Source organism: Acidobacterium sp. FHG110202_01 (genome assembly GCF_059115305.1).
The window spans coordinates 153,711-170,669 of the sequence record NZ_JBZYWJ010000009.1 but is presented as its reverse complement, the minus strand read 5'-3'; the positions used below and the strand labels follow the sequence as shown (position 1 = coordinate 170,669).

Below are 16,959 nucleotides of genomic sequence, written 5' to 3'. Positions count from 1 at the left end.
CAAAAGGCGATGGTTCACTTAGGATCCTGTGCCGTGGTGGTTTCCGCCGATTTTAGCTTTTTCAATTCAGCAAGAGCATGCGCGGCATCGTCGGGTCTGTGCAGGCGCTGATAGAGCTGCACCAGCCGGTAGTAAGCGCCCTGCTTGATGAAGTCGGATGGTTCGGCGCGGAGACTTTTTTCGAGCCAGGCTACGGCTTCCTGATCGCGGCCCAGTTTCTCCATTCCTAAGCCAAGATAGAAGAACCCCGGAGCGGGCTGCTGCAGCAGTGGCACTGCTTTTTGCAGAAGCGCGACGCCTTCAGCAGGATGCTCGTGCTCCACATCAATCCTGCCAAGATTGTAGAGCGCGACCGGATTATCCGGGCTCAGCTTCAATTCGGATTTGTATGCCTGCACTGCCTGATCAAACTGACTCATCTTCTGCAGCTCAGCACCAAGCGCTTCATACAGGTCAGCATTTCCAGGCTGCTTCGCAATTGCGGCCTGGTACTCCTTGATTGCTCCCTGGGGATTGCCCATATCGGCAAGCGCTTGCCCCAGGGCGCGATGCACGTGCCATGAATCGGGATCAAGTTCACGCATGCGTGCATAAATGTCATTCGCGACCAGGCTATGAGCGCGGGCTCGATAGTCAAGAACATCCATGTCATCCGGAGCTAATCTGGCTGCTTCATCCAGAGGCGCTGTGGCAGCATCAGGATTGTGCGCAGCCAGCTCAACGATGCCCTGCCACGTGAGAGCTTCGGTGCTTTTAGGGTTCTGCGCAATTTCCTGTTTTAGCGCCGTGCGCGCGTCATCGAGATGGTTGCTCTGGTACTCTGCGATTCCAAGAAAGAGATATGCTCCCGGTGCGGCAGGATCAAGTTCAATGGCTTTATGGAGCGCCAGTGCTGCTTCCTCCGATTTGCCTTCGCGCAGTAACGCAAGGCCTAAATCAAGATGGGCATCTGTGAGCTGAGGCGCAACGGCCACGGCTTTGCGGAACGCCATTTCTGCATCTGCAGCTTTGCCTTCGTGCATTGCCTGAGTGCCTGCGCGCAGGTATTGAACTGCCTGCGATTCCTGAGCAGGAGAAGCTGGAGTAAGCGCAAACAAGAGGCTGGTCCCAGGTGGAATACAGAGGCAGGAAAGAGCACAGATATACGAGCGGCGAAGCTTCACGCACCCATAATATGCTAGAAGCGCGGTGATCGGGCACAGAACAATACGCTGGAAAATGTGCGCATTATCTCTTATGGCTGTGTCTGTCAGCGGATTTGTTTTTGCAGAGCAAAATGATGACTCCGCAAGCCCACAGAGTATCAGGATGGATGCATATGAGCAGGTGTTGAAACAGCATCCTGGCGATCGCGCAGCAACCCAGGGCGAGATAGAAACGGCCGTTAGCGAGGCGCTTTCCGCGCGACGCGCAGGCAGGAATGAATTAGCGCTGGCATTCCTTCTGCGGGCAAATTACTGGATACCGGACAATCCCGAGCTTCTGGCGGATATTGGCATTCAGGAAGAGGCAATGAATCTCTATCACGATGCCGATGCCGCCCTGACGAAGGCTCGGCAGCTTCGTCCCGGAGATGCGAAGACGCTTTATGCTCTCGCTCGCGCCAAAATGGAGCTGAATCAGATACAGGCCTCGGAGGAAGCGTGGAAGGTCTATCTTGCCCAGCGTCCCGATGATGCCTCGGCTCATTATGGGTACGGTCTGCTCCTGCAGATGATCGAGCGGACAGACGATGCGCGCGCCGAGTTTCAGGAATCAATCGCTTTGTCTCCGCGCCAGTCAGAGTCCTACTACCGTCTGGGAGAGATGGCCCGTAATGCCGGAGATACGGCAGGAGCAAAGCAGTTTTACATACAGACAACAGAGCATGACCCCGGTCATGCCGGAGCATGGACTGGCCTCGGGATTCTGGCCTACAACACAAAGCAGTATGAGGAAGCGGAGCAGGACTTCAAGAAAGCGATTCAAAAAGCTCCCGAGTTACAGACCGCACGGTATTATCACGGTCTGACTCTGGCCAAATTGGGGCGAAAAGAAGAATCTGAAAAAGAACTGGACATCGCTGTAAAGCTGGCTGATGCCGAGAACGCGCGCAAGGAACAAACAAAGCGCTTATCCGTGAAGCCTTATCAACCACAATAAATTTCTCGGTTGATTACAGGACAATACCGATGGCGGAGTTCTCTTCCGGCGAAGCGAGCCAGTACCCATATTTTGCGGTCGCTGCCATAAATGCTTCTACTTCTTCCTGTGTAGGAGGAGCCGGCTGCTGATTCTGATCGAATGGCCGTGCAAGTTCCTGGAAAAATTCATATAGCTTCGGTTTAGTAATTAATGTCGAGATGTTTGGTTGAAACGAAGAGTTGCGAAGAGCATGTTTGATGCCACCGGGTATGACGACGGTATCTCCCGCATGTGCCGTCGTCCATTCACCAGATCCTTCATTCAGGCGGAAGAAATCGAGTGAGCCTTCAAGAAGGTAAAGAAGTTCTGGCTCCTCGTGGCTATGCAGAGGGACCACGACTCCAGGCGGCATCGTGCCGCGGATCAGGCACATCTCGTCGTGGATGGCATCGGGGGAGGCGAGAAATTCGAGAAGCACTCCCATGACATTGAAGATTTCTGGTTTCGCAGACACAAGAACTCCTTAAGCGTGCGTTTCAGCGGTGGCGGATTTCGAGAGCGCTGTCGATAAGAAGCCTGATCAACCAGCTGCGGTGCTCGCCCTCGTGTTCAAAACGCTGTGGGTTGCGGGATGCTGCGAGCCAGCAGTTCCAGACTGCCAATTCAACTTCTTCAGAATCGCCGAGCACTCTGGATGCGGTGAAGTGAAGCAGTCCGAGGTAGCGTGAAAACCAGTCTGCAAATATCTCTGAACAACGCACGGTTGGTGGCTCTTCCATAATGACTGCAGGGAACATAAGCGATTACCTCCATTGAGAACACACGAACATCCTGGGTTCTCTACTTTAAGAAACACGTGCGCAGCAGACTTATTCCCTGAGAAACAGGAACGCTGTGCTTCAAAAAGGATGTCTGCGTATTTCATCGCGCTTTAATGCGAGCGGCGGAAACAGTTGAAACCATAATTCACGGAATTGTGATGAAGTTACCCGCCGGTCGTAGTTTTCAGCGAGCTCTCCGATTTACGAACAGTGTCCTCATAGTCCTCACTATCGTGTCTGTTGTCTTGTGGCCTCATCTTCTGAAAGGCGAAGTATGTGCGCGGCCACAGATCGGCAGTGTCGTCAGCGAACCACCTGATCTGCATAGCAAAGACGGAACGCTCGAAGTCAACCTGGTTGCTGAAAATGTGAAAGAGAGCGATGGCCGCACGCGCTACTGCTTTACCGATGACAAAGGAGAGGAATCGCCCAACCTGCGCGTGCATCCCGGCGATCTCGTGGTCATTCATCTGAAGAATGCGATGACAGACTTCGACGGCAGTGCGGAGGCGGCGCATGCACACATGTCCAAGGCAGGGAACAGCTGCACGAGCGGAATGATGAGCCTGGTCTCCACCAATCTGCATTTTCATGGAATGACGATCCCGCCGACGTGCCATCAGGACGATGTTCTGAAGACATCGATTCAGCCGGGAGATGCCTCGTTTGAGTATCGCTTTCGTGTTCCTAAAGACGAGCCACCGGGCCTTTACTGGTACCATCCGCACATTCATGGATTCAGCAAGCAGCAGGTGCTGGGCGGCGCGTCTGCCGCGCTGATTGTTGAAGGGATTGAGCGCGCGAACAAGGAACTGGCGGGATTGCCGGAGCGCGTCTTCATCATTCGCGACGAAGACCTGATGAATCCAAATGCGCCGCCGTCCAAATCAGAGCCTGTTGTACCGAAATTCATGGTGGACCGCGACGGAGATGCGGCAAATACAGGCACTGGTTTTGGCAAGCCGGCGAAAGACCTGTCCATTAATTATGTTCCGGTGCCATACCCGGATTATCCTCCTGCGACGATCCGGATGAAGCCGGGAGAGCGGCAGCTGTGGAGAGTGCTGAACGCATCGGCGATTACGTATTTAAATCTTGCGGTCCTCTACAACCGTGTTCCACAGCAGCTGGGACTTGTCGCTATGGACGGCGTGCCGATGAATGAATATTCACAGGCGTCCAGGGAAGCGGCGAATCCGCAGCCGCACCTCGGAATTCCGCCAGGGGCGCGCGTTGAGTTTATTGTGCAGGCCCCGGCGAATGGCGAGACGGGTCTACTTGTGACTCGAACTGTGGATACAGGGCCGGGCGGAGAGAATGATCCGAACCGGGCGCTGGCGAAGATCGTTACCAGTACGGATGCTCCGGAGCCCCGCATGAAGCTGGAGAGTTCGCCGGAGCCGCTGCCTCCACCGGGGAAGCCATGGCTGGGAAACGTGGCTCCGGTGCGCGTGCGGCACCTCTATTTTTCAGAGAAGCTGGCCGATCCTAACGATCCGACAAGCGCTGTCGAATTTTACCTGACTGTCGAGGGGCAGGAGCCGAAGATGTTCGACATGAACTCGACTGTTCCTAATATTGTTGTGCAGCAGGGAACGGTGGAGGACTGGATCATCGAAAACAGATCGCAGGAACTCCATGCCTTCCATATTCATCAGTTGCATTTTCTGCTGGTGGATTATCTGGGCAGGCCGGTCCATGAGGATTTCGTCCGCGATACGGTCAACGTGCCATACCGCGATGGGCGCCTGCTGACCTATCCGAGCATTCGCGTGCGAATGGACTTTCGTGATCCCAACATTGTGGGCACATTTCCGTATCACTGCCATCTGCTTGAGCACGAAGACAAGGGCATGATGGGGACCATTCAGGTTGTGCCGCAGGCAGCAGCAACGGCAGACAAGACGGGAAATTCGTCCGCTCAGAATGTAATAAGTTCCGGAACAAGTAAGAACTACCGGCAATAAATTCCATCTCGACGCTGATAGAAGAGTAGTAAATCGGTGTAACAAATATTTAATACTGCATTCACTGTACGGACACCTTCCCTCAAGTTTTGCCGCCGTATGCTCATCAGGTTGATGCTGGACGGCTTCAACATAGGAGGTAGTAATGAATGCAAAGCAAATCGCATCCACGGCATTGAAAACAATGCGAACGGGTGTGATCTCAGCGGCTGTCTTTCAGTTCGCAATCGGCACCACCATTGTCGATGCGCAGTCGCAAGCCGCATCATCCCGCCGTGACAATGAGACAGCTACACCTATCAAGCATGTGATTGTAATTATTGGCGAAAACCGTAGCTTCGATCACGTTTTCGCAACCTATGTTCCCAAGAGAGGCGAAAAAGTCTGGAACCTCCTTTCCGAAGGTATTGTGAACGCTGACGGAACACCGGGCCCGAATTTTTCCAAAGCCGAACAGAAAGCGGCTTCTGATGAAGCGCCCGATGCATTCCTGTTGAGCCCATCCAAGTCCGATTTTCCCGGCGCCGTACTCCCTGCTCCCCTTGTTGGCGGCCCGACGGATTCTTTTGTGCAGGGTGACAGCCTTACTCTGGCGAAACAGTCGGAGAACGGTCTTCCCGAGAACTACTATCAGTATCTTGTGAGCGGCGGAACCGGCCAGACTGCTGCCACTCCCGACGCGCGCATCAAGAACGTGAACAATCTTCCTTCAGGGCCATTCCAGTTAACGAACGGCGACACCTTCAACTACAACGCGTATTCGGCCAGCCCGGTGCATCGCTTCTACCAGATGTGGCAGCAGCTGGACTGCAGCGCGGAAAGGGCTACGATCGATAACCTGTCCGGTTGCGATGCCAAGCTGTTCCCGTGGGTAGAAACGACCGTTGGTGCCGGGGCCAACGGCATCAAGCAGCCTGCAAACTTCAGCACGGAGTATTCAGCGGATGCTGTTACCACCGGCGAAGGGTCGACTGCCATGGGCTTCTACAACGTGCAGAAGGGCGATGCTCCTTACTTCAAGCAGCTTGCTGATGAGTACGCGATGAGCGATAACTTCCATCAGTCAGTAAATGGCGGCACCGGAGCGAATCACATCATGTTCGGCCATGGCGACATGATCTGGTTCAGTGACGGCAAAGGCCATGCTGCAGCCCCGCCTCACAACCAGCAAGTTGCGACGGGCACGGCGAATGCCGGTGTTGTCGACGAAGTAGAGAACCCGAATCCTGCTACCGGCACCAATAACTGGTACATGGAAGATGGATACGGCGGCGGTTCCTTCGGCTCACCGTCCTTTGGTGGCGGTTCTTACACCAACTGCTCGGACATCTCGCAGCCGGGCGTGGCAACGATCGTGAAATATCTGCACTCGCTGCCGCGGTCGATCAAGTCGAACTGCGAAGCCGGCCACTACTATCTGCTGAACAACTACAACCCGGGATATTTCGGTAACGGTAACAATGCTTTCACCGATACGAATGCCAACAACACGGTGTTCGTTATTCCGCCGTCTTCAGTCCGCAGCATCGGCGACGAGCTGCTGGAAAAACGTGTCTCCTGGAAATACTATGGCGACCAGTGGAACAATTACGTTCCCGATCCTTATCAGCTCAACTTCAACGCGATCGGTGCGAAGACCGATGAGTACTGCACCATCTGCAATCCCTTCCAGTACGACACCTCGATCATGGCCAATGCGTCTATCCGCACGGCGCATATCCAGGACACGGCAAACCTCTATCAGGACATCGCCAACGGTACGCTGCCGGCGGTTTCCGTGGTCAAACCGAGCGGCTTGGTCGACGGCCACCCGGCTTCTTCGAAGCTCGACCTCTTTGAAGGCTTCACCAAGAAGATCGTCGATGCAGTGAAGGCAAACCCGAAACTCTGGAAAGATACCGCTATCTTCATCACCTTCGACGAAGGCGGCGGCTACTATGATTCGGGCTACGTGCAGCCGCTCGACTACTTCGGTGACGGCACGCGTATTCCGCTGATCGTCGTTTCTCCGTACACCAGGGCCGGACACATTTCGCACGAATACTCCGACCATGTATCGATCCTGAAGTTCATCGAGAAAAACTGGGGCCTGGAACCTGTCACGCGCCGCAGCCGTGACAACTTCCCGAACCCGGTTGCCCGGTCTGAGAATCCGTATGTGCCGCTCAATGGCCCGGCCATCGATGATCTCTTCGGCCTGTTCGACTTCCACGGTGATCATGACCACGGCCATGATCACAACCCGCATTCGCATCCTTACGGAATCGGTCAGTAGTACTCAACAAAAAAGGCCGGAGCTGAGAGATCGGCTCCGGTCTTTTGTTTTGCACTTTTTAGGGGGAACAAGTTGTGTGTGTCAGCCCGCATCCGGGAGTGACCCGGAATGTGAACCTTCTCCGGCACGTTCGCCTTCTGCCGCGCCCAGGTACTTGACTGGAGCCTCGTTATGGATAGTCCATCCATTTTCTCCATCGCCGCTTCCCTTGGTCAGATATCGCGTGTTGACCTGAACAGCGACAATTTGGTTCGCACCACCAAAACTCTTCGCTGTTCCAGGGCTTGTTGTATATTCCGTAGGCTTCTTTGCTGCTCGCTGGTTGGCAGGAAGTGAACCTCCAGCAACCTGAGTTAGAGCCTCATGTTCTGTCGGGGCGGCAGTATTCTCGTTACGACCTTCTACGCCACCCGCCGTGCCATGGCTCCGGATGCCTTCAGCACTCTCGGCTGAGGTTCCGCGCCAGAGCGTTACATCACGGTGCTGATTTGAGTTGACGGCATTTGCGACCTCGGCCTCCGAGGTTGGAGGATGGTTGGCGGCCAGGTCGCTCAGCGACGTGAGGTGTGATCCAGAAGCTGTCGGGCTGCTGGGGATGGAATCGCCGAAACCATCAATAGGACTTTGAGCTTGGGGAGTTATATCTCCCTGCCGGATAGTGGCGGCATCTGAGCCTTCATCGTCTTCCTCTGCCGGAGAGCCGTGAATCTGAGAGATTGCATCATTGTTATCGGGGATGGTCAGGTGAGGCAGGCTTCCACCAACAGTACCCATAAACTAAAGTCACTCCTTCAGTTAGTTCGTTGTAGCAAATAAGCCAACTCAGGAGTTATCGCTGTAGAGAAAGTTTTGTTGCTATGGAAGTGTGCTCAGAACGCCAGGAGCAGAAGCTTATTCACCACTCTGGGCGAGGTGCGATTCGCTCAGATCCAGCTCACGTTCGATGCGGCGTAGCACGCTATCGTTGATGCGGCCTTCATTGCGCAGCCGGATTGCAGTCTCACGTTCAATGCGCAATGTCTCCAGAGAGATTTCAAGATGGCGCGCGTGGTCGTCGGCCTCTGAGGTGTTCTCGCCTGCTTCAAGGCTCGCCAGTCGCTGGCGGTAATGGTGAGTCAGGTCTTCATACACATCAGCGGATTCGCCGTTGTCCCGCTCTTTTGCGCCTTCGAGGTGTGACACAGCGGCACGGGCAAGGATGCGGCGTGCTTCCAGCTCTTCGCAGTTGGGGCCTGCTTCTCCGGCGAGACCGAGAACGCGGATAAGAGGCGGTAGCGTGAGTCCTTGGAGCACCAGCGTCACCAGGATGACGCAGAAAGTCAGAGTCAGAATCATGTTTCGCTGCGGGAAGGGTGAGCCATCCATCAGCTGAGTGGGGAGAGAGAGAGCAGCTGCGAGAGAGACTACTCCGCGCATTCCGGTCCAACCGACAACAAAAGTCTGGGAGAGCTTTGGGCGTCTCTCCCTCTGGTGCTGGACCTGCCTGCGGATCAGGTAAGCCAGACGCGCGCCGGGAAAGACCCATACAAGCCGCAGCAGGATGAGCAGGATACTGAAGACTGCGCCATACTGGATGACTACCCAGAGGTCGTATCCGCGAATCGAAGCGCGAATCGCAGAGAATTCAAGCCCGATAAGTACGAACACCAGTCCGTTCAGGATGAAGGTCAACGATTGCCATACAGACCATGTCCCCATGCGAACCGAAGGTGAGAACAGATGGGTTGCGCGTCTTGTGAGAAACAATCCGCAGCTCACTACTGCGAGTACGCCGGAGGCATGCGCCGTCTGTGCAGCCAGGTAGGCCACGTAAGGCGTAATGATACTCAGCGCAACTTCCACCGGACCGTCGTCGATCCTGCGCTCAAATTTGTAGACAATCCAGGCGATGACCAGCCCAATAGCGACGCCCCCGGCTGTAAGCCAGAGCAGCGTCAGGAGACCGGTGGAAACGGTGGGGATGCGCTTGTGAACCAGAATCCCAAGCGCGAACTCAAGGGCCAGCAGGCCGGTGGCGTCGTTGATGAGGCTCTCGCCTTCAAGAATGTCCACGATGCGGCCGGGCAGCCCGATGCGCCGGGCGATGGAAGTTGCGGCAATAGCATCTGTTGGGGCGACAATCGCTCCCAGCACGAGGCCGAGGCGCCAATCAAAGCCGGGAAAGACGCGAGGGGCTGCGAAAGCAACGCCGATAACCGTAAATGCCACCAGGCCGAAGGCGAGCAATGAAATGCTGGTGATGTTGTAGCGAAAGTCCCGCCAGGAAGTCTCCCATGCCGAAGAATAGAGAAGCGGCGGGAGTATGACGACGAAGATCAGGTCGGGGTTGAGCGTGATGTCGGGGACCTGTGGTATGAAACTGAGAACCAGCCCACCGATAACCATGATGATGGGATACGGCGTCTTCAGTCTGCGCGCGAGCACTCCGAAGACCACAACGAAGAAGAGCAGCAGCAGAAAAACAAATTCAACTTTCCCGATCTCGCTCATGAATGCGATTGCACCACGTCAGGCGGCGGCACGGCAATACACTCTTTCGGTCGAGCGAAGCGGAAACTCTCAGCGGGGCCCGAGAGCATCGAGCGCCGCTGAGATTCTGCCTTTACATCAGAACAGCTAGAAGCGGTAATGCAACCCGACCTGGAGGGTGCGGGGGTTGCTGGTGGTTTTGCTGGTAACTTCGCCAAATTGAGACGAAGTTGGAGTCAGCTGCGGAGTGGACAGGTTGGGATGGTTGATGAAGTTGTAGGCTTCAGCGCGGAACTCTAAAGCATTCTCCTTATAGAACGGGAAGCTCTTGATCAGCGCAAGGTTCCAGTTCTGCAGGCCCGGTTGATAGATATTGTTGCGCACTCCATGCTGAAGGTTGAAAGTTCCTGAGGCGGGTTGTGTGAAGATTGGATTTCCCGCACCATTCGTAATCGAGAACCACTTCGAGCCGTTGCCGGCCGGCCCGGCGAAACCGCCGATATGTTTCGGGGTTCCGTTCATTACCCAGAACTGGCCCTCTGTGCCGCAACCGAAGCTCCCGAACTCGCCTACTCCGGCGAAGTCGTTATTGGTTCCGATTCCGCAGGGCTGGCCGCTCTGGAACTGGGTGTTGCCGCTAAGCTCCCAGCCGCCGAGCAGGGTTCCCGTCAGATTATGCTGCCCCTTGAAGAAGGGAAGAGCGTAGAGGTAGTTGATGATGAGAACATTGCGGATGTCATACTCCGATGGTCCCCACAGATTGCTCAGGTTGTAGCTGTCGGGAACGATGTCGCGGTAGTTTGAGCTGTTATCCATGCTCTTGGAGAAGGTGTAGGCAATGCCGAGCGTTGAGCCGTCGCCAAAGCGGCTGCTCCACGAAGCCTGCAGAGCATGGTAGGAAGAGTTTACGCCGCTCTGTTCCTGCTGGATAAATCCGAAGCCTTTATACGGCCGGAGGTAGTTCACGCTGACGCCTGGATTAGCCAGCAACGCGCCGACTGCCGGCTGGTTGATGTCGATAACATTCCAGTTGTGCGAGCCGTGCGCGCCGACATAGGCGAGCTGAAATACAGAGTGCAGCGGCTGAACCTCCTGCTGGACAGAAAGGTTCCAGTTCCATCTTACTGGAGGTTTAATGTGCCTGTTCATGGTGGTGATAATGATGGGCGCTTCTACAGTTGTGTTGAGGCCTGCGCCCGGATTATCCACTGACACGTTGTTGACCGTCACTGTCGGCTGGAATGGCGAGTTGCCGCCGGGGAAGATGTTGTCGATGATCCCTTTGTTGGTTACAAATTCTCCTCCGCCGGCACGGACGACCATCGTAGGCGTGACCTGGTAGGCAATGCCGAGGCGAGGCTGCACGACCGTGGTGGAGCTTACATAACCCTTCGGCAGGTCGGGGGCAAATAAGCCAGTGCAGGGCTGTCCGGCACAGGCATTGTTCGCGGGGTTCGCAGCAGGCACGCGGTTGTTCTGCGTGGCCGAGCTCGGGAAGCTGCTGAAGCCCGGAATCACAATGCCGTTGTACGGATTGCCCGTGCCCAGTATGACGTTGCCCGTCGAGGGATCGATCGTCGGTGCCTGGGTCGGATCATAGGAAGCCGGATCGAAGTAGGTCGCGTTGCCCCAAAGGGCATGCGCCGGAACTGTGTTGGTGATGCGGAGGCCGTAATCGAGATGCAGCTTCGGGTTAACCTGCCAATTGTCCTGCGCGAAGTATTCGAACATCTTACCGCGCCATACAGTGTAGGCTTTCGGGCCGATTTCGGTGTAGCTGTCGGCCAGTCCCAGCGCAAGATTGGCAAGTCCTACACCGGAAGTTGCACCCAGTCCCGTCCTGCTGTCGGTAAAGGTGAAGCTTCCGTTCTGGTTGCTTGCTCCGTTTGCAACCGTGTCCACGTTGATCTGATCGTTGTCGTTTTCGCCGGCATAGTTAAAGAAGAATCCGACCTTGAGCGTATGATTGCCCCATACCTTCGTGAAGCTGTCAGATCCTGCATAGATAATGCCGGAAGAGTGTGACGGATACGGACCGCCGGAGAGGCTCAGGAATGTCGGGAGACTCACAGTCGGAATCTTGTCCTCTGCGGCTTTTTGTCCGGGAAGAATATAAGGAAAGTTGATGCCGAAGGCTCCGCGATTGTAGCCTGCGCCCGCGGGGTTGATGCCGATGTAGACATCATCGATGCTGACGCTGAATCGCGCTTCGTTGATCATGGTCGGGCTGATCGTCCATGTCCAGCCCACGGCGTTGGTCTGGTTTGGCCTCTGCCACAGGAGAGGAACGAGAGGATTGTTCTGATTGAAGGGCGCGGATTCGTTATAGGAGTTGTCCGCGCGCCGGTATTCGAGATGCTGGGTTGGAGTAATCAGAAAATCAGCATTGATCTGTCCTTTGCGCTGGTTGATCGGATGAGGAGCGGAAGCGGCCCAGTTACTCGTGCCATTCAAAAAACCGGGAGTCGGCGCGGGAAAGCTGTTGATGATTGCCATTCCATTCTGGCTCCATTGGCTCTGAGGAATGACATTGTTGGGATAAGGCACGCAACTGGCAGCGCCTGCGGTAGGGCATGTTGTGGGATCGTAGATTACGGTGCCGGTGGGATACCAGGGATTGGGACCCAGCAGCTCGCTGAAATTTCCCTGGCGCATGAGATTCGTGGGCACGGCCTGGTTCTGCGTGTCGCTGAAACGGTAGCGAACCCAGTCCTCGTTCACGAAGAAAAAGAATTTGTTTCTCCAGCTTTCCATGAAGGGGACCTTGGGAATCCACATAGGACCGCCAACAGCAAAGCCGAAATTATTGTAGACAAATGGAGAAGGAAACTGCGTTGCCGGGTTGAGATTGCGCGACCAGGTGTTGGCGTTCATGGCTGAATTGCGCAGGTACTCATACAGATCGCCGTGAAAATCTGTGGTGCCGCTCTTGGTGACGATGCGAATCTGCGCGCCGGAAGCGCTGCCGTATTCCGCGGAGTAATCGGCGGTGAGCACCTGGATTTCCTGCACCGCATCGACATTTGAGCCGGCGATGATCTCGCCGTCATTACGCGTGCGGGTCGCGGGAGCTCCATCGAGAGTATATTGTGTGTCCTGCGTGCGCGCACCGTTGATGCGGAAGGTGTCGCCGCTGTTGAAGGAATAGTTGAAGTCGCCCATGGTGCTGTTGCTGTTCACGCCGGGGAGCAACTGTGCCATATAGATAGGGTTGCGACCATTCAGCTCCTGCTTCTGCACCTGGGTTCCAGTGACTTCGCTCTGCACCGATCCGGACTGCGTCTGCAGAACCGCCGCCGTATCGGATACCTGGATGGTCTGGGTTTCTTGTCCGACGGTGAGCTTGGCATCAATGTCGATGGTTGTGTTCGAGGACAGTCTGTTATGGGTGCTGACAAACTTCTGGAATCCGGCTCCTTCGGCGGTCATGGTGTAGACGGCTGGCGAGAGGTTGGGGACGGTATAGCGTCCCTGCGCATCTGACGTAACGATGCGCGCTTCGCTTGTACCCTCATTGGTGATGGTGATTTTTGCATTGGGCACTACAGCTCCGGACTGGTCTGTAATAAACCCGACGATCGAGCCGACGTCATTCTGCGCGAATGCCGCGGGGGAAAAGATGATGTAGACGAGCGCCACTGCGCAAAGGCAGAGGGCTTTCTGACAACGCAGAAAAGACAGCTTGCGCTTGAGAGAGTTCATGCCGGCCTCCAGGAAAGCATGCTTGACGAAAGGTTTCGGTTTGCACTACTTACGCGACATCGGCACAGATAGGCGGGGCTGGAGCTGGTATCGTTACCACCGCAGTGCGTTCCAGTGACGGGCTTTTGCCTGTTAAGTAAGGTCTATTTGTATGGAATAACCTGCTGTGCGACTCGACTCCAACAGCAAGTGCGGACACATCCGTAGATCTGTAACAGAAATAGTTACGGATTAGTCCTGCGTCATCTAGAACTGATTTCTATCGAAACCCTGCTCGGAAAGTGCCGCGAAATACTGCTTATCGCCAGCGGCAAACATAGTACATTACATAGCCCGCCTCTGGCATGCGAATATTTAGCCAAATAACTTTTTATTTCAACGGCTGCAGATCACCTAAGACCGTCGGGATGAGTTCAGAAACGGTGGGATGGATGTGCATGGCGCGCTGCAGCATCGTGTAGGGTTTCTGGGAATACATTACATCCAGAATGCAGTGGATAGCTTCATCGCCGCCTGTCCCCAGAATCGATGCTCCGAGGATCTTTTTTGTTTCAGCATCAACAAGTATTTTCATGAAGCCCAGGGTTTCTCCTTTTTCAATCGCCCTCCCGACTCGCGTCATGGCGCGTGTCCCCATCAGGGCGGGCCTTCCGGATTTGCGCACATCGGCCTCGGTCATGCCGGCGCGCCCCAGAGGCGGATCGATATACAGCGCATGACAGGGAATTCTGTCGCTCACCTTGCGGGAATCGCCATCAAGAAGATTGGCGGAGACAATCTCAAAGTCGTTGTATGAAGTATGTGTGAAAGCGCCTTTTCCATTACAGTCTCCCATAGCCCAGATGTTCGGGGCACTTGTGCGCAGTTTGTCGTCTACCTTGATGTATCCGTGCTCATCGACAGCGACTCCAGCCTTTTCAAGGCCAAGATCGCCGGTATTCGGCTCGCGGCCTACGGCGAGCAGCACGTGCGACCCAACGACCTCCGGGGTTCCGACAGTACAGTCGACGTGAACACATGCATCGTCGCCGTGTTTCTGGAAGGCAATGCATTCAGCGTTCAGACGGATATGAATGCCTTCGGCTTCAAGAATCTCCTTGATGGTTGCTGAAACATCCTCGTCCTCATGCCGTACCAGCCGGTCGCCTTTTTCCACAACAGTGACTTCGCTGCCGAAGCGGCGGTAGATCTGCGCAAACTCAAGGCCAACATAGCTGCCGCCGACAACCACCAGATGGCGCGGCGCGAAGTCGACATTCATCATGCTCGAATTCGTCAGGTAAGGAATTTCGTCCACCCCTGGAAAGTAGGGCACAACCGCACGGCCGCCAACATTGAGATAGATAGCCTCTGTCGTCAGTACTTCATCGCGGACCTGCACCTCACGATTTGAGAGCAGACGGGCATGCCCCTCATAGACGGTGCAATTCTTCATTCCGCGCAGCCAGTTTTCGACACCGGTGCGCGACCGTGCGGATACCGCATCCTTGCGAGCTTTGACTGCCTTCATATCGACACCGACCACGCCTTCGATATGCACGCCGAAATCGCTCGCGCGGCGAGCCATGTGTGCTGCATAGGCGCTGGCGACCAGCGTCTTGGTAGGGATGCAGCCGGTATTGACGCAGGTTCCGCCAAAAAGTTTGCGCTCAATCATGGCGACGCGTTGGCCGGCTTGGGTAAGACGTCCGGCAAGCGATGGGCCGGCCTGGCCGGCGCCAATGATGATCGAGTCGAAGCTGGTGGTCATCGAGTCTCCTCGCAATGCGGGCTGCGCGTTACTATTAAAGCAGTTTTGTCTCGGATTTGGATTCTCTGCCTACAATGACCTCCGACGAACTGCGCGCATCGCTTTCACTCGACGCTCCGCCTGCGAACCTGCTGCCTCTGCTCGAGGCTCTCTGGTGGGATGCCAAAGGCGACTGGAACCGTGCCCATGAGATAGCGCAGGAGATTGAGTCGCCGGATGCTGCCTGGGTGCACGCCTATCTGCACCGGAAAGAGGGCGATTCATGGAATGCCGGGTACTGGTATCGCCGTGCAGCAAAACCGCATAGCAAATCGTCTCTTGAATCAGAATGGGATGAGATAGCCTCTCATTTGTTGTGAATTTCACCGCTCAAACATGCCTGAATCAGGCTAAAATCGGTCATCACCAGTCGTACGGATGACTCTGCCATGGACAAGAATCTTCTCCTAGACCCTGGAACTACGGTCCTTGAAACAGGACAGGGAAGCCGTTGTTTCTGGCTGATGGGAGACTTCTACGCCATTAAGACCGCCGCCGACCAGACCGGAGGCGCGTACTCCGTCATGGAGATTCAGTCGTTTCCCGGCAATGGTCCCCCGGCACACATCCAGCGGCGCGAAGAAGAGTGCCTCTATATTGTTGAGGGCGCGTTTTCGGTCATTATGGGCGACCGCATCGTGGATGCTGCCGATGGCGACTTCCTCCGCATCCCCAAGGGAGTGCCGCACACCTACAAGAATGTAGGCGCTGTCCCCGGCAAGCTCCTCGTCATTTTTTCGCCGGGTGGGATTGAGCGGTTCTGGGCGGATGTAGGACAGCCCGGTTCCGCGAACCAGGCCCCGAAACATGACGATCCTCAGGTCTTCGACAGGCTCACAAACCTGGCGCCGCAGTACGAGATGGAAATCTATCCTTAAAATATTGTTGGCATGATCTCCTTGTTGTCCAGTAATCTGCTCGGTGGTTGTAAAAGGATTACATGAAGTTTGCTCCTTCCAGTAAAATGTGCGAACTGAACTAAGCCGTTCAGCGTACATCTTTGCTAAGGAGATCCCGATCATGGCGAGGTTCTTCTCGCATCCGCGTTTTCTTGCCGCCTATTCCGCTGTGCTCACCATCGTCTTTGTCGTGACAACCGCCATGAATCTCAAACTGGTGCGCGTGTCCGGCGCGGAAAAGAAAGACACACATCCCGTCGAATTCGATCAGATCACCGTGCATCGCATGAATGTTGTTGAGCCGGATGGCACGACGCGGCTGGTGATCTCCGATAAGGCCGAGTTCCCTGGAGGGTTTTTCAAAGGCAAGGAGTTCACCCGTGCTGACCGCTCAAGTGCCGGCATGCTCTTTATGAACGATGAGGGAACTGAGAACGGCGGCATGGTTTTCGGCGGCGAACGAACGCCGGATGGGAAACTGCACTCCTACGGACACCTCAGTTTTGATGAGTATGAGCAGGACCAGACCATGTCCTTGACTACATTTCAGGATGGCGACGAGCGCGGTACAGCTTATGAGATCAACGATAACGCTACTGATACATTGGAAACGCCGGAAGTGACGGAGCTTTTTGCTTCCATACACGCCATGCCGGACGGTCCTGAGAAAGAGAAAGCCAGAGCAGCTTTTCGAGCGAGGTATCCGATCGGATTGCCAGCGCGTGCGAGGCTGGAGCGCGGACCGGATAAGTCTTCCCAACTGCGCCTCTGCGATCCCGAAGGCCATACCCGTATTCTGCTGCGCGTAGCTGCCAATGGAACCCCCACGATGCAGTTTCTCGATGCTGAGGGCAAAGTGACGCATCAGTGGCCGGAAGATCCCGCTCAATCACAACCGAAAAAACAATAGGAG

The 16,959-nt window shown here is 55.3% G+C and carries 13 protein-coding genes; 6 read left to right on the top strand and 7 right to left on the bottom strand.

The annotated features are described in order from the left end of the window. Positions 1-14: 14 nt before the first annotated feature. Positions 15-1,163 carry a tetratricopeptide repeat protein gene (locus AC5S16_RS18640; protein WP_493931614.1) on the bottom strand — a complete coding sequence of 383 codons (1,149 nt, stop codon included), beginning with the start codon at positions 1,161-1,163 and terminating at the stop codon, positions 15-17. A 166-nt stretch (positions 1,164-1,329) separates the two neighbouring features. Here AC5S16_RS18640 and AC5S16_RS18635 point away from each other — a divergent pair, with 166 nt between their 5' ends. Next, positions 1,330-2,142: a tetratricopeptide repeat protein gene (locus AC5S16_RS18635; RefSeq protein WP_493931613.1), complete on the top strand. Its 813-nt coding sequence runs from the start codon at positions 1,330-1,332 to the stop codon at positions 2,140-2,142. A gap of 13 nt (positions 2,143-2,155) precedes the next feature. On the opposite strand, the gene AC5S16_RS18630 is transcribed toward AC5S16_RS18635, so the two are convergent. Together AC5S16_RS18630 and AC5S16_RS18625 are read right to left on the bottom strand one after the other, a co-directional pair. Then, positions 2,156-2,638, bottom strand: a complete 483-nt coding sequence (locus AC5S16_RS18630; protein WP_493931612.1) for a cupin domain-containing protein — start codon at positions 2,636-2,638, stop codon at positions 2,156-2,158. 22 nt (positions 2,639-2,660) lie between these two features. Then, positions 2,661-2,921 (bottom strand): hypothetical protein, encoded by a 261-nt coding sequence (locus AC5S16_RS18625; protein WP_493931611.1) that lies wholly within the window; start codon positions 2,919-2,921, stop codon positions 2,661-2,663. A gap of 257 nt (positions 2,922-3,178) precedes the next feature. Between AC5S16_RS18625 and AC5S16_RS18620 the strand changes: the two genes are divergently transcribed. Then, the gene (locus AC5S16_RS18620) at positions 3,179-4,912 is read left to right on the top strand and encodes a multicopper oxidase family protein (RefSeq protein ID WP_493931610.1); all 1,734 of its coding nucleotides are present in this window, start codon (positions 3,179-3,181) and stop codon (positions 4,910-4,912) included. A gap of 145 nt (positions 4,913-5,057) precedes the next feature. Then, positions 5,058-7,187, top strand: coding sequence for an alkaline phosphatase family protein (locus AC5S16_RS18615; RefSeq protein WP_493931609.1), 2,130 nt, complete (start codon positions 5,058-5,060; stop codon positions 7,185-7,187). Between the two features lie 81 nt (positions 7,188-7,268). Here the strand turns inward: AC5S16_RS18615 and AC5S16_RS18610 are convergent, their stop codons facing one another. The 4 genes from AC5S16_RS18610 to AC5S16_RS18595 form a co-directional block, all read right to left on the bottom strand. Further along, entirely contained in the window at positions 7,269-7,961 is a 693-nt protein-coding gene (locus AC5S16_RS18610) for a DUF4765 family protein (RefSeq protein WP_493931608.1), read from the bottom strand. 117 nt (positions 7,962-8,078) lie between these two features. Continuing rightward, on the bottom strand, positions 8,079-9,677 hold the full coding sequence (locus AC5S16_RS18605; RefSeq protein WP_493931607.1) for a Na+/H+ antiporter: 1,599 nt from the start codon (positions 9,675-9,677) through the stop codon (positions 8,079-8,081). 126 nt (positions 9,678-9,803) lie between these two features. Continuing rightward, positions 9,804-13,358, bottom strand: coding sequence for a carboxypeptidase-like regulatory domain-containing protein (locus tag AC5S16_RS18600; RefSeq protein ID WP_493931606.1), 3,555 nt, complete (start codon positions 13,356-13,358; stop codon positions 9,804-9,806). A gap of 370 nt (positions 13,359-13,728) precedes the next feature. Continuing rightward, complete coding sequence (locus AC5S16_RS18595) at positions 13,729-15,108, bottom strand: FAD-containing oxidoreductase (protein ID WP_493931605.1); 1,380 nt, start codon at positions 15,106-15,108, stop codon at positions 13,729-13,731. A gap of 74 nt (positions 15,109-15,182) precedes the next feature. On the opposite strand from AC5S16_RS18595, the gene AC5S16_RS18590 reads away from it, so the two are divergent. The 3 genes from AC5S16_RS18590 (at position 15,183) to AC5S16_RS18580 (ending at position 16,956) form a co-directional block, all read left to right on the top strand. Next, positions 15,183-15,467, top strand: a complete 285-nt coding sequence (locus tag AC5S16_RS18590) for a hypothetical protein (RefSeq protein WP_493931604.1) — start codon at positions 15,183-15,185, stop codon at positions 15,465-15,467. A gap of 69 nt (positions 15,468-15,536) precedes the next feature. Continuing rightward, the gene (locus AC5S16_RS18585) at positions 15,537-16,025 is read left to right on the top strand and encodes a cupin domain-containing protein (protein ID WP_493931603.1); all 489 of its coding nucleotides are present in this window, start codon (positions 15,537-15,539) and stop codon (positions 16,023-16,025) included. Positions 16,026-16,167: 142 nt separating this feature from the next. Next, positions 16,168-16,956 (top strand): hypothetical protein, encoded by a 789-nt coding sequence (locus AC5S16_RS18580; RefSeq protein WP_493931602.1) that lies wholly within the window; start codon positions 16,168-16,170, stop codon positions 16,954-16,956. The last annotated feature ends 3 nt before the right edge of the window (positions 16,957-16,959 follow it).

Bases quoted from the DNA above. Each gene is read 5' to 3' on its own strand.
- AC5S16_RS18625 (WP_493931611.1), bottom strand. From the start codon at position 2,921: ATGTTCCCTGCAGTCATTATGGAAGAGCCACCAACCGTGCGTTGTTCA.
- AC5S16_RS18615 (WP_493931609.1), top strand. From the start codon at position 5,058: ATGAATGCAAAGCAAATCGCATCCACGGCATTGAAAACAATGCGAACG.
- AC5S16_RS18610 (WP_493931608.1), bottom strand. From the start codon at position 7,961: ATGGGTACTGTTGGTGGAAGCCTGCCTCACCTGACCATCCCCGATAAC.
- AC5S16_RS18605 (WP_493931607.1), bottom strand. From the start codon at position 9,677: ATGAGCGAGATCGGGAAAGTTGAATTTGTTTTTCTGCTGCTGCTCTTC.
- AC5S16_RS18600 (WP_493931606.1), bottom strand. From the start codon at position 13,358: ATGAACTCTCTCAAGCGCAAGCTGTCTTTTCTGCGTTGTCAGAAAGCC.
- AC5S16_RS18595 (WP_493931605.1), bottom strand. From the start codon at position 15,108: ATGACCACCAGCTTCGACTCGATCATCATTGGCGCCGGCCAGGCCGGC.
- AC5S16_RS18590 (WP_493931604.1), top strand. From the start codon at position 15,183: ATGACCTCCGACGAACTGCGCGCATCGCTTTCACTCGACGCTCCGCCT.
- AC5S16_RS18585 (WP_493931603.1), top strand. From the start codon at position 15,537: ATGGACAAGAATCTTCTCCTAGACCCTGGAACTACGGTCCTTGAAACA.
- AC5S16_RS18580 (WP_493931602.1), top strand. From the start codon at position 16,168: ATGGCGAGGTTCTTCTCGCATCCGCGTTTTCTTGCCGCCTATTCCGCT.